This is a genomic window from Photobacterium satsumensis (assembly GCF_050336935.1).
Taxonomy (GTDB): domain Bacteria; phylum Pseudomonadota; class Gammaproteobacteria; order Enterobacterales; family Vibrionaceae; genus Photobacterium; species Photobacterium satsumensis.
On sequence record NZ_JAKJSK010000010.1, the window covers coordinates 117,664 to 131,030 of the forward strand.

Sequence of the window (13,367 nt, forward strand, 5' to 3'; positions counted from 1 at the left end):
GGATATATCTTTCTGTTGATAAAAACCGAAAATTACCACGGTTAAGGCTGAACACCAACAATTTCCTGAACCGAAGGGCTAACTTCTTCGGGAAGTGTCGAGTGCACTTTGAATTTAGCTAAAAAACGTTCAAAAGGCATAGGTTTAGCGTAGAAAAAACCTTGGCAGCTTTGGATGTCCAACGCTTTAACGTGCTCAGCTTGCTCCATGGTTTCTACGCCCTCTGCAATTAAAAGGCAATTAAGGTTATGGCCTATTTGGGCTATGTTACCAAGAATTGACTTGGTGACTGAGTCTGTGGCTGAGGCCGCGACAAACGCACGGTCAATCTTGATTATGTCAAAACTGAGTGCCTGTAGGGTAGAAAGCCCAGCATATCCTGTCCCGAAGTCATCCAACGCCCACTTTATGCCTTGATCACGCAGCGCCTGCATACCATTTTGTAGCAGTGATACATCGGTGTTGGAGAAGTTTTCACGCTCTGAAAATTCCATAACAATCCCGCTTTGCAGTCGTGGGTTATGCGAAATTATAGCTGTGACAGCCTGCACGAAATGTGGAGAAGCGATCATCGAGGCGGTTACATTGATAGATAAGTAAAACGGCCTATCAATTGATATCATCGAAGCTTTATCTTGTGCTGCTTGCTCAAGCAATTGTAAAGTGATGGCATTGATTTGTCCGGACTGCTCTGCTGCAGGAATAAACTCAGCAGGCATGACCTTCTTCTTTTTTGGGTGCAACCACCTGACAAGGAGCTCGGCACCAATCCATTGTCCTGAATTAGCCGAGACAATCGGTTGGTACTCAGCATAAAACTCTTTGTTATAGATCCCTTTTTGAATTTCCGCATGTAAAGGCACGCGCTTAAAAATATAATAACGAGTAATTAAAGATATACCCGTGGCATTAATTATTATCAGAAGAATGCCAGTTGGTAGAAACTTTAATATAAGGCTTAGCAATAATGGTTGCGTATAGCCAACAGCGATTCCTGTTGGGAAAATTTCAGACTCCATAAAAGTCTTATAGTATATTGAATCAGAAGTATTAATATTATGAAGATTCGAAATATATTTACGGCTTTTATCATAAATATACGCATATACATTATGGTGACTGGAAATTTCCTTCATCCATAACTCAAGATACTTCTTATCAAAGTGGAGTTGATACCAGCCAGAGTTAATATGCATCATAAAGAAAATAGCGGTGTTCCCGCTTTTCTTATCATACATTTGATAGATTCCGTATTTCTGATCAGGCATTAGCTTATCGATCTCGAAATCGGCCACCTCTTCTACCGTTAGGGTCGTACTTCGGTCACTACAGATAGTGGTGTTATTCCTGATGAAAATAACTTCTTTGAGAAGACTATTATTTAATGTCATCGTCTCAAGTGAGATCCGACTTTCTTCGCTGCAGTCTGGATATAAAGTGCTGATTGATGTTAATTGCTTTTCAAGCGCAGATATTTCACTATTTATTGATGACATCAATGCTTTGGCCGTGTCTTCTGACTTAGCTAACGCGTAGGCATTAACGTAGGCAAAGAATGTTACTAAGCCAATGAAAATCATACTAATAAATATATAAAATTGATTCTTTATATTCATTATGTTTAGTCGAAGCCAATAAGTACGCGCATACTATAATAGTTTCATTAGTAATTACATTGAAATGTGTAATATTATAAATATTTTACAGCTTGGTCAGTATCTTGTCGCTTTACTTTTAAATAATGACAATTATCTGTCATGAGGTGCCTGTTTATTGTTCAATCGGTGATAGGAATAGCTCATGATGGGGTGCTATTTGATATAATTACGTAGCCAGCAGTAATTTAGAGGAATATCAGTGACACGAGCTTTAACTGCTTTAGATTGTCCATCCACATTTCAGCCGATGTTCGAGCAGATTGTTGACGATCTTGTTCATCAACTAAAACGTTGTGTACCCGATCTCCATAGCGTCTATATCGCGGGTAGTATTGCCAGACTGGAAGCGGTACCTGGCCGTTCAGATCTCAATGTCACCTTAGTCACGGCCCATGCGCTGACGCCGTCGGAGCACGCAATACTTGATAGTATTGTCAGTCGGGTAGAGCATCAATGGCCGCAAATTGTCGCCGTTCAAGTAACGTTTTTGATGAAGCACGAGGTGCTTGATATCGCTGCGATCTTTAAGTGGGGCTTCTGGTTGAAGCATTGCTGCGTGTGTGTGTATGGTGATGATCTCTCCAGCCGATTCGGCTGCTTTGAGCCGAGCTGGGAAATTGGTAAGTCGATGAATGATGATTTACCGATGCAGCTTAATGACTACCGCCGGAATATCATGGCAACACGGGTTGTATCCCATTACTTATCTTTGTGCCGTGATGTTGCAAAAAAAATGATTTGGTCGTGTTATTCCTTGGTCTTTCACCGCTCTGGCATATTAGCGTTGTCGATAGACCAAGCCGCTGAGCAATTTCTGACTTTTTACCCTCAGCATAAAGTGGCGATAGAGCGTCTTTTCATGTTGGTGTCGGGTCAACAGGTCCCTAAAAAAGCGGTATTGTTTATGATGAATGACTTCGGCCAGTGGATAGTCACTGAATTTGATAAGATTGAACGTAAAATTGGTTAATGCCAAACAAACGAGGTGTTTTTGCAAACTCAGTCAAAAGGCTTTGTATTAACAAGGCAAAGCCGCGATGTTCGCGGTCAAACAGAGATTGTGCTTTGGGTTAGCACCGACAATGGGCCAGCCAGGCTGGTGATCAATAACGATAAGCCGGTGTGCTTTATTCGTCAGCAAGATCAAGCAACGGCCCAAGCTGAACTCCATAAAGTGGGTATACGTGTTGAGTGGAAGCCATTGGCTTTAAAAAACTTCCAGCATGAAGCCATGTCGGCTTGTTACTGCCATTCGATAAAAGATAGCCTTCAGCTACCTCAGATCTTAACGGTGGCTGGCATAGAGGCATTTGAGTCAGATATCCGTTTAGCCGACCGTTTTTTGATGGAGCGGTTTATTTGTGGTGGTATTGCTTTTTCCGGGAAGCAGACGACCAAGGCAGGCTTCGATGAGTTTCATCAGGTTAAAGCAAAATCAGCAACGTATAAGCCCCAATTATCGGTTGTGTCGCTAGATATTGAGTGTTCTGAGAAAGGGGTTCTGTATTCGGTTGGCTTACATAGCGATAAAGACAGCCGGGTTATTATGGTGGGAGAGGCGTCCTGTGATAAGGAAGAACACGACTGGATCCAGTGGGTAGATTCAGAAAAAGCGTTATTACTCGCCTTGGAAGCATGGTTTCTAGCATTCGATCCTGATATTGTTATCGGCTGGAATGTGATTGACTTCGATTTTCGCTTGCTGCTTAAACGCGCGGAATGGAACGCAATTACTTTGCGCATGGGCAGAGGGAAGCAGCCACCTCATTGGCGACAGTCTAACCAGAATCCTAATCAAGGTTTTATTTCTATCCCTGGACGTGTGGTATTAGACGGTATCGATACCCTGAAAACCGCCACCTACAATTTCCGCTCTTGGTCTCTGGAGTCGGTCTCCCGTGAACTGCTGGGAGAAGGCAAAGAGATAAATAACGTCCATGACCGAATGGCGGAAATCAACCAGATGTTCCGTGAAGACAAAGTCTCGTTGGCCAAATATAACCTGCAAGATTGCAAGTTGGTAACGCGCATTTTCGACCATACCCACTTGCTTGACTTTGCTATCGAGAGAAGCCGTTTGACCGGTGTGGAGCTTGATCGAGTTGGTGGTTCAGTCGCGGCTTTTACCAACCTTTACTTGCCTCAGCTTCATCGTGCAGGTTATGTGGCTCCGAGTTTGGATAGTGAAAACTGGATTGCTAGCCCTGGCGGTTATGTCATGGACTCGAAACCCGGGTTGTATGAATCGGTATTGGTGCTGGATTTCAAGTCGCTGTATCCCTCTATTATTCGCACCTTCCGAATCGATCCGCTCGGTTTGATTGAAGGCTTGTTACTCGAAGAAGGTAAAGGGGACGATCAAGCCATTGCCGGTTTCAGGGGAGGGCGCTTTCATCGAACCCAGCACTTCTTACCGAAAATGATCGAATCGTTGTGGGCGGCGCGGGATCAAGCCAAGCGCGATGGGGAAAAAGCGTTTTCTCAAGCGATTAAAATCATCATGAATTCCTTCTACGGTGTGCTGGGCTCGTCAGGTTGCCGTTTCTTCGATCACCGCTTGGCCTCGTCGATTACCATGCGCGGGCATGAGATCATGAAAACCACCCGTGAACTGATTGAAGGCAAGGGCTATGAGGTGATCTATGGTGATACCGACTCGACTTTTGTGTCACTCAAACATGCCCATTCAGCAGATAAAGCCGATGAAATAGGCCGTGAGCTGGTGGCTTATATCAATCAGTGGTGGACTGAACACTTACAAGACGAGTATGCCGTTGAATCCGCGCTGGAGTTGGAGTACGAAACCCACTATCACAAATTTTTGATGCCGACGATCCGTGGCCAGGAAACGGGCAGTAAAAAACGTTATGCCGGCTTGGTGATCAGCAATGGCCAAGAGGAAATGGTTTATAAAGGACTCGAGACAGTACGAACGGACTGGACTCGGTTGGCACAGACTTTTCAGCAAACCTTGTACCACCATGTGTTTCATGACGAGGAAGTGGAAGAGTATGTCAGGCAATACGTGGAAGATACCCGAGCCGGGAAATATGACGATGTATTGGTGTACCGTAAGCGGTTACGGCGTAACTTATCGGAATACCAAAAAAATGTCCCGCCTCATGTCAGGGCTGCGAGAATGGCTGATGAAATGAATCAGCGTCAAGGTCGATCACTGCAATATCAAAACGGCGGTTGGATTGAGTATGTGATCACCATTAATGGTCCAGAACCGGTTGAAGCCCAACAAAGCCTGATAGATTACGAGCATTACATCGACAAGCAGTTAAGGCCGGTAGCCGATGGTATTTTACCTTTCATTGGTAAACATTTTGATGATATTACCGCTCCGCAGTTAGGATTATTTTAAATTTAAATCAAGGATAGAGTAGATGTTTGACACCCGTTTTAGCACTGAGATCCAGGGGCGTATAGATCAAAAAACCAAACCGCTTGGGGCGTTGGGACAGTTGGAAAAAGTGGCGCATCAATTGGCACTCATCCAGAGTCAAGGCAAAGCGCTAGCCGTTGATAAAATAACGCTTGAGAAGCCTACCGTATTGGTGTTCGCCGGTGATCACGGTATTGCTGAAGAGGGGGTGAGTATCGCCCCGAGCGCGGTTACCCAACAGATGGTACTTAACTTCCTGGCTGGCGGTGCTGCGGTCAATTGCTTCTGCCGTGCCAATGATGTGGCGATAAAGATCATTGATTGCGGCATTTTGGTACCCGTTGAGTCCGAATCTCCCTTGTTGATTAAGCAGCGCCTTGGTGAGCGTACGGGGAATTTAGCGACTGAGCCGGCCATGACAGCACAACAAGTGGAGCAAGGTTTGGAATGGGGGCAAGCTGTCGTTCAAGATGTGATCAACCAAGGTTGCAACTTGATCATGTTTGGTGAAATGGGGATTGGTAATACCAGCAGTGCATCAGCATTGCTAGCGGCAGTAACGAATGAATCCGCTGAACGTTGTGTTGGCCTTGGCACTGGTGTGTCCTCAGAGCAACTGGAAAAGAAAAAGCGCTTGGTAAGCCAAGGCGTTGAACGTTGTGGCTCTTGTGATCCGCAACAGCTGCTGGTCGAACTGGGCGGTTATGAAATTGTTCAAATGGTTGGGGGCTTCCTTGCGGCTGCAAAGCATCGTACTCCGGTTCTGGTTGATGGTTTCATCGTGACGGTGGCGGCATTGCTGGCAACAAAATTAGACCCAGCCTGCCGTGATTATTTGATTTTCGCCCACCAATCCCATGAATCGGGCCATCAAATTGCGCTTGAGTGCTTGGATGCTGAGCCCCTACTGGATCTTTCCCTAAGGCTAGGTGAAGGGACGGGCGCGGTATTAGCGGTTCCACTGCTTCGAGCCGCTGCTGAGTTTTATAATAATATGGCGAGTTTTGCCGAAGCCGGCGTGACGGTGTAGGGCGAAAACAAAAAACCGCATACACATGCGGTTTTTTTCTATTGTTTTAGCGAGAAGATCGTCGGGATCAGCCGAAGTACTCGATATTGGATACAGAAGACTTCATGGCGTGGATAGGATCAAACTTGATCGCGCCACGGTTAGGGGTGCAGATCTTATACACCTCATCACACTCGAAAATAGCCAGTACAGTTTCTTCAGTTCTGAATATTTCAGGAAGCGGCTTGCCGATTTCACAAGCACATTCAGCACCTTCATGCTGCCATACAAGCTTGTAAATACGTTGGTTTTGCTCGGGGGCAGAAACGTGATTAGCGATTGAGTTGAATACTGCTTCTGCTTGCTGCGGGCTAGATGCCGATGGTACAAAGAAATCCATGGTTCCCTCCTGGTTGAACTGCAGTCATTGGAAAAGAATATTTGACTGCGATTGAGACGGTGCTATCGATCCTGATAACGCTAAAAGACTAGCAAAATTATTAACAAAAGTACAAGGCCATGAATGGTCATTCACTTTTGGTGATAAATTTCCCTGTTTATCGCGAATTATATTGATATCTATTGGCTAATTTGGGATATACGACAGAAGGGATTATTATCATTGGTAGGTAACTCGTTATTTGTTAGGGGGAGAGGAATGGAACAACTCGATTTTTTTACTATTCCCAGCCCATGTGTCGGGGTGTGCCAGGCGAATAACCGTGGTTATTGCAAAGGCTGTTTTCGTAGTCGGGACGAGCGATTTCATTGGCAGCAATTGACCAATGAACAGAAGCGAAATGTGGTTAGGCTTTGCAAGCAGCGCTACCAAAGAGTGATGAGGGCGAAAGCGCAGCAAGACCGTCAAAATGAATCAGATAGCGACGTTTCTCCGCAACAGGAGTTGTTCTAATAGCTGCTGTTTATATATATCAGCAAATTGTTTCTGATTTTTATAGGTGAGTAAAACACTGTAAATCCAATTCTACTATGCACTTACTGTTGTTAAGGTTTTCAATACAATAATAAATATTGGGGCCTTTCTTGATGAAAACCAAGCGATCCAAAATTGCCTTATCTATTCTCGCATTGGCGACTGTTGGTGCGATATCTTTTTATACCCTTTCTCCTGACAGTTTCAGATCGGACAATACTTCTGGACAAACTTTTCGCACCGAACAAGTCACTATCGGTAATGTGAGTAACCGTGTGAGTGCGACAGGCTCCTTGACCGCGGTTAATGATGTGGTTGTTGGTGCCCAGCTATCTGGGCAAGTTATTAATATCTTCGTTGATTTCAATGATCCTGTCGAAGAAGGGCAGCTACTGGCTGAAATTGACCCTGAATCTTTTGCTGCAAAGGTGGCGCAGTCACAGGCGCTGCGGGATAAAAGTATCGCTGATATTGCCGCACAGCAGTTAGTCATTGAACGTGCCAAATTGAATTACCAGCGTTCAGTGAGGGAGCTGGCAAGATCTCGAACGTTATACAAGAACAAAAGTATCTCTGAAGATGCGCTTGATGTCATAGAAACCAATTCACAAATTAGCAAACTGGATTGGAAGCAAAGTATTTCCCAGCTAGCCATTCTTAAAGCGACTCATGCCGCTAATGAAGCGAGCTTGCAGCAAGCACAAATCGATCTTGATAGAACGAGAATTGTCGCACCCATCTCTGGTTTTGTGATTAACCGGACCGTGGAAGCTGGTCAGACTGTAGCATCAAGCTATAACACGCCGGAACTATTTACTCTGGCAAAAGATCTCTCAGAAATGGAGATTGAAGCATATATTGACGAGTCCGATATTGGCCTAGTTGAGCTTGAGCAAGATGTTCGATTCTCTGTCGATGCTTACCCTGAGCGCCAATTCAACGGCCAAGTCAGCCAGATTCGAAAAGCACCGCAAACGAATAACGGTGTGATCAGTTATATCGTTATTGTGTCGGCCCGCAATGCGGATAACAGCTTGCTACCGGGAATGACCGCGAATTTGGATATATCTATTGATAGTATCCGCAATGCGCAAAGGGTGAGTAATGCAGCGGTACGAGCAGCCAACCGGTTTGCTTCCAGTGAGCAACAAAAAGGTGTAAGAGGCGACATTGTGTCTCGTTTTGAGCACCTCAACCTGACTGAAGAGCAAAAGCAGTCTTTAAGACAGGCTTTGCCGTCCTCACCGTCAGGTCAAGTGAACCCTTCGAATACGGCAATGAGGCAGCAACGCCAGCAGCTGCAGAAAGTATTGTCTTCGGTACTGACGAATGAACAACGTGAGTTGCAAAGAAGAATCCGCAGTGGTGAGGTTAAGGTTGCCCCTCTTTTGGTTCTCAACAATGGTGAGCTGGAGGTGATCCAAGCCCAGTTCGGGGTGAGTGATGATAGTTACTCTTCAGTGTTGAGCCCGGATATTTCTGATATGAAGATCGTGACTCAGGTAAGGGATAATCGCTAATGGATACCGCTATTGTGTGCCGAGATCTGAGCCATAGCTTTCCTATAGGGGAAGAGCGGTTTCAGGTGCTTGATCGAATTAGTTTCCAAATCGATAAAGGTGAGATGGTCGCTATTATCGGACCTTCTGGCTCGGGTAAGTCAACGCTGATGAATGTGATTGGTTGCTTGATGACACCAGAGCAAGGTGAAATCGAAATACTGGGCCAACCAACACCCACGATGGACAAGGATCAGCTAGCAGAGATAAGGCAGAATCATATTGGTTTTGTCTTCCAACAGTTTAACTTGTTATCTAGAACCAGCGCCTTAGATAACGTCAAAATGCCGTTAATGTATCGAGATGACAAGATGAGTGATGCTGATGAGAGAGCCAAGCATTGCCTAACCTTGGTGGGGCTAGGGGATAAGCTTGATTCGCGCCCCAATCAGTTATCGGGTGGTCAGCAGCAGCGAGTCGCGATTGCCAGGGCAATGGTAAACCAGCCGGATATTTTACTGGCCGATGAACCAACAGGAGCGCTTGATAGTAAAACCAGTGAAGATATTGTTGAGCTATTCAAAGCGCTTAATCGCAAAGGGCAGACGATTGTTATCATCACCCACGATCATGAAGTCGCTGCTCAGGCTAATCGGATACTGCATATCAAAGACGGTAAGTTGGTGAAGGATCAGCAAAACTGCTTGGAGGCGATAGCATGACGACCTTGATTACTGCGCTGACTTCACTGAGAACGCATTTGCTGCGCTCTATCCTGACGACATTGGGAATTATTATTGGTATTAGCGCTGTCGTCATCATGTTTGCCCTTGGAGAAGGCGCACAGCGTGAGGTTGAAAAGCAAATTGAAAGTCATGGTACCAACTTGTTGATGGTGAGAGCGGGCGCAATACGTACCGGTGGCGCATCGTCTGCTGCAGGGGCTACCAATCGGCTTTCTATGTCTGATGTTACTCAAATTAAGGCTGAAATTCCTGAAATACTGGCGGCGGGAGCCAATGTACAAGGTCAGGCGCAGGTGGTGTATGGCAACCAGAACTGGAATACCTCAATTCAAGGTACCAATGCCGACTACTTGATTGCCAGCAATTGGAATGTCGCGCAGGGTAGATCTTTTACCGATGAAGATCTTCGTCGAAATGCTAAAGTGGCCCTAATAGGGCGAACTGTTGCCAAAGAGTTATTTGATCATGCTGATTATGCATTGGATGAAGTCATTCGTATCAACAAGGTACCACTGAGAATAATTGGTATATTGGAAGAGAAAGGGCAGGACATCCGAGGTCAGGATCAAGATGATATCGTCATTTTACCATTGACCACGGCCAATCGACGAGTCATAGGCCGTAGTGACAACAGCGCCGATCGGGTCAGCCGGATTACGTTATCGGTCGAGAACGAAAAAGACATGGATATGGTGGAAGAAGAAGTTGAGCGCCTGTTACTGCAAAAACACCGTGTCGCATCTCATTTACCGAGTCCGTTTACCATCATGAACTTAACGGCCATGCTGCAGACACGTGCTGAAGCCAACAAGGTGTTCTCCTTACTACTCTCTGGCGTGGCGGCGGTCTCTCTGTTGGTGGGCGGTATAGGTGTGATGAATATTATGTTGGTGAGTGTAACGGAACGTACTCGCGAAATTGGCCTACGCATGGCGGTTGGCGCTAAGCCCAGGCATATTTTGACCCAGTTTTTAATTGAGAGTGTTGTGCTGTGTTTGTTAGGTGCCTTTATTGGTATTGCTTTGTCGTTGTTGGCTGTTGTCGCGCTTCAGTTTGGCTTAGGGTGGAAAATGGTGGTATCGCCAATGATCATTTTGGTGAGTATTACCGCAACAGCCATGATTGGGGTAGGGTTCGGATTCTATCCGGCTTTTAAAGCGTCCCAGCTTGATCCTATTGAGGCATTAAGGCACGAGTAAATATGGCAGGTATAAAAAAAAGCGCCATAAAGGCGCTTTTTAATATTGAGTATGAATCAACGGCAATTAAGCGCGTTTGAAGTCCATGTGCTCAACTTTTGGCTTGTACGCGTGACGTTGGATGTCTTGAGGCTTAACAGCAACTTCTTGACCGTCGATCACTAGAACTAGACCTTCGTAGAACTCAGGCTTGTCCATCTGGTTGATCACATCGTCGTGGTTCAACTCGATAGATACAGGAGCTGCTTCGCCACCGTATACGATTGCTGGGAATTTACCTGCGTGACGTAGGCGGCGGCTCGCACCTTTACCAAGGTCAGTACGTACTACTGCTTCAAATTTCATCTTAAATACTCTTTAAATTAAATTCACTGAGTAATGCGACCTTACTCAATGTCGTAAAAACGAGCGCGAAGAATAGCAGCGATACTGCGATACCTCAAGGAAAAAAGCGTTCCTTTTATTCAATGACTTAAAAATTAGGCGATTAGCTCGAGAAGGCATTTGCTCGGCGATAAGTCACGCACTGATTATACCTAATCGCCTGAAGCAAGATACTTTCTCGTGGTCGAATGAAATTTGAGAGCAAAGCCACGCAAAAAGAAAGAAAACACAAAACACGCATGATAATGATAGTAATTCTCGTTTGTATTTGTAATAATCCTTGCCAGTTTCATTACCAACTAAAATATCAATAAGCAGGGAATATGAGTTACAAGCTTACTTTTTTGGCAAGTTCAGTGGTTCTTGCACTTTCACCGGCTCTACATGCACAAGAAGAGTATTCAGTTTTTGATGAAGTTGTTGTTTCGGGTACCCGCTCAGAGCAAAGCATCAAAAACATTCCATCGTCAGTCTCTAAGGTGTCTTCGGAGGATATCGAGCAGAACCTAGCAACGGATGTTAAGCAGGCGCTGAAATATGAGCCGGGTGTACAGGTAAATGGCCAAGGTCGCTTTGGCATGGAAGATTTTACCGTTCGTGGTATGAGTGGTAGCCGAGTGAAAGTGCTGGTGGATGGGGTTGAACAGCCTGCATCTTATAACCCAGGCGCAGACGCAATGCGTAAAAACGCTAATACCTTTGAAGTTGATACGCTAACGGCGATTGAAGTGAACAAAGGCCCGACTTCAACACTATATGGTAGCGATGCCCTTGGTGGTACTGTGCTGATGCGCACCAAGAACCCAGAAGATTTGTTAGATGCGGGTGATGATACCCATGTCGGGTTAAAAACGGGTTATGCCAGCGCGAGTGATGAATATAAAGCAACGGTAGAAGTTGCCAACCGCACTGGCGACCTTGAAACCATGGTGATTTACACTTATCGCGATGGTAATGAAACTGAAACCCACGGTGACGGGGCAAACATCAATGGTCCAGAACGTGGCGCCGCAGACCCGCTGAGCTACGAGTCGCATAATGTACTGGGTAAGATTTTTTACCAAATTAATGAAGAGCACCGTGTTGGTTTAACCGGTGAGTTTTACACGCGCGATCAGAAGGTTACCACATTGAGCCGTGAAGGTTACGACGGTGGTGGCGGCTTCATGCCGGGCTTTGTCTACACCAATGTTAAAGGTGACGATAAGGACGATCGTTTACGCCTTGGCTTTGAACATGAATGGTTGGCTGGAATTGCCGCTTTTGACTCGTTGGAGTGGAAGCTTAACTGGTCTAAGAGTGAAACCGAACATAATAACTTCGATCATACTGATACTTACGGAAACCGTAACCGCTCCCGATCTGGTACTGATGAAAGCTTACAGCTTGATGTCCAAATGCAAAAAGAGCTGCAATTGGCAACAAGTCGCCATGAGTTGACTTACGGTCTTGCAGCCTCAGATGCGTCGTTTGAGTTGGATTATACCGATTACTTCTTGGATACAGGCACCAGCAAGCCTGGTGCGACAGAAGTTCCAAAATCAGACGAGGAGAAGTGGGCTGTATTCGTGCAAGACCAGATGTTCCTTATGGATGAGAAGTTGGTTGTGACGGCAGGTCTTCGTTATGACGATTACAAGGCGAAACCGGATTCATCGTCTGGCCTTGAAGAACACAGCAGCGATGCCCTAACGACACGACTAGGTGCTGTTTATCACTGGAATAATAATTTCAGTACGTATGCCCAGTACAGTGAAGGCTTCCGCTCCCCAACAATTTATGAGCTTTACTACGACAAAGACAATGCCGCTCATGGTTACAAAATTGTATCTAACCCAAATCTGAAACCGGAAGAAAGTCAGTCCTATGAAATTGGCCTGCGTGCAAACAATCGTCTTGGTGCACTTGAGCTGGCGGCATTCTACAACGACTACGATAACTTCATTAAGTCAAAGACTGAGGAAGTTAACGGTATCGATGTCACCACCAATGAGAATATCGATAAAGCACGTATCTATGGTGCAGAGTTCAAAGGTAGCCTATGGCTAGATGAAGCCTTTGGCGCGCCAATGGGGACATATGCTCGTTTGTCGATGGCTTACTTGGATGGTGAAGATAAAGAAACAGGCGAAACACTTGATACCATTGCACCGTTCACGACTGTTGCCGGTGTTGGCTACGATGCACCTTCTGAAAACTGGGGTACGGCGCTAACAGTAACAGCGGTTGCAGCGAAAGATGAGTGGGAAGAGGCTGATAACCTTGAAGCACCAAGCTACACCGTTGTTGACTTGACTGGCTACTACCGCCCAACGCAGGATCTAACGCTTCGCGCTGGTCTGTTCAATGCGTTTGACGAGAAGTACTGGCAGTACCAGGATTTGGAAGGAACTACAGCATCTACAGACGGTATCGATCGCCGTACACAGCCTGGCCGTAACTGGGGCGTGACGCTGGATTACGCGTTCTAATTAATCGATATAGACAAATCAAAGCCGCACCCAGCTTTTAGCTGTGGTGCGGCTTTTTTTATGAAAGCAATGGATA

At 45.7% G+C, this 13,367-nt stretch carries 11 protein-coding genes; 8 read left to right on the plus strand and 3 right to left on the minus strand.

Going from position 1 to position 13,367, the window contains the following annotated elements; all coding sequences use genetic code 11:
* Positions 1-41: 41 nt before the first annotated feature.
* Positions 42-1,616 (minus strand): EAL domain-containing protein, encoded by a 1,575-nt coding sequence (locus L4D79_RS20570; protein ID WP_428653836.1) that lies wholly within the window; start codon positions 1,614-1,616, stop codon positions 42-44.
* Positions 1,617-1,857: 241 nt separating this feature from the next.
* Here L4D79_RS20570 and L4D79_RS20575 point away from each other — a divergent pair, with 241 nt between their 5' ends.
* Genes L4D79_RS20575 through cobT form a run of 3 tightly spaced genes read left to right on the plus strand, consistent with a single transcriptional unit; the run spans position 1,858 to position 6,079 of the window.
* Complete coding sequence (locus L4D79_RS20575; protein WP_428653837.1) at positions 1,858-2,628, plus strand: nucleotidyltransferase domain-containing protein; 771 nt, start codon at positions 1,858-1,860, stop codon at positions 2,626-2,628.
* 21 nt (positions 2,629-2,649) lie between these two features.
* Positions 2,650-5,028: a DNA polymerase II gene (locus L4D79_RS20580; protein ID WP_428653838.1), complete on the plus strand. Its 2,379-nt coding sequence runs from the start codon at positions 2,650-2,652 to the stop codon at positions 5,026-5,028.
* A gap of 22 nt (positions 5,029-5,050) precedes the next feature.
* Complete coding sequence (gene cobT, locus L4D79_RS20585) at positions 5,051-6,079, plus strand: nicotinate-nucleotide--dimethylbenzimidazole phosphoribosyltransferase (RefSeq protein WP_428653840.1); 1,029 nt, start codon at positions 5,051-5,053, stop codon at positions 6,077-6,079.
* 67 nt (positions 6,080-6,146) lie between these two features.
* Here the strand turns inward: cobT and L4D79_RS20590 are convergent, their stop codons facing one another.
* The gene (locus L4D79_RS20590) at positions 6,147-6,458 is read right to left on the minus strand and encodes a hypothetical protein (RefSeq protein WP_428653843.1); all 312 of its coding nucleotides are present in this window, start codon (positions 6,456-6,458) and stop codon (positions 6,147-6,149) included.
* A 258-nt stretch (positions 6,459-6,716) separates the two neighbouring features.
* On the opposite strand from L4D79_RS20590, the gene L4D79_RS20595 reads away from it, so the two are divergent.
* From L4D79_RS20595 to L4D79_RS20610, 4 genes are all read left to right on the plus strand, one after another.
* Entirely contained in the window at positions 6,717-6,971 is a 255-nt protein-coding gene (locus tag L4D79_RS20595) for a DUF1289 domain-containing protein (RefSeq protein WP_428653845.1), read from the plus strand.
* 134 nt (positions 6,972-7,105) lie between these two features.
* Positions 7,106-8,512 (plus strand): efflux RND transporter periplasmic adaptor subunit, encoded by a 1,407-nt coding sequence (locus L4D79_RS20600; RefSeq protein WP_428653848.1) that lies wholly within the window; start codon positions 7,106-7,108, stop codon positions 8,510-8,512.
* Positions 8,512-9,213, plus strand: coding sequence for an ABC transporter ATP-binding protein (locus L4D79_RS20605; protein ID WP_428653850.1), 702 nt, complete (start codon positions 8,512-8,514; stop codon positions 9,211-9,213). Before L4D79_RS20600 ends, L4D79_RS20605 begins: the two co-directional genes overlap by 1 nt.
* The gene (locus tag L4D79_RS20610) at positions 9,210-10,436 is read left to right on the plus strand and encodes an ABC transporter permease (RefSeq protein ID WP_428653852.1); all 1,227 of its coding nucleotides are present in this window, start codon (positions 9,210-9,212) and stop codon (positions 10,434-10,436) included. The genes L4D79_RS20605 and L4D79_RS20610 overlap by 4 nt, the downstream gene beginning before the upstream one ends.
* A gap of 66 nt (positions 10,437-10,502) precedes the next feature.
* Here the strand turns inward: L4D79_RS20610 and rplY are convergent, their stop codons facing one another.
* Positions 10,503-10,781 (minus strand): 50S ribosomal protein L25, encoded by a 279-nt coding sequence (gene rplY, locus L4D79_RS20615; protein ID WP_428653854.1) that lies wholly within the window; start codon positions 10,779-10,781, stop codon positions 10,503-10,505.
* A gap of 362 nt (positions 10,782-11,143) precedes the next feature.
* Here rplY and L4D79_RS20620 point away from each other — a divergent pair, with 362 nt between their 5' ends.
* Positions 11,144-13,291, plus strand: a complete 2,148-nt coding sequence (locus L4D79_RS20620) for a TonB-dependent hemoglobin/transferrin/lactoferrin family receptor (RefSeq protein ID WP_428653856.1) — start codon at positions 11,144-11,146, stop codon at positions 13,289-13,291.
* Positions 13,292-13,367: the final 76 nt, after the last annotated feature.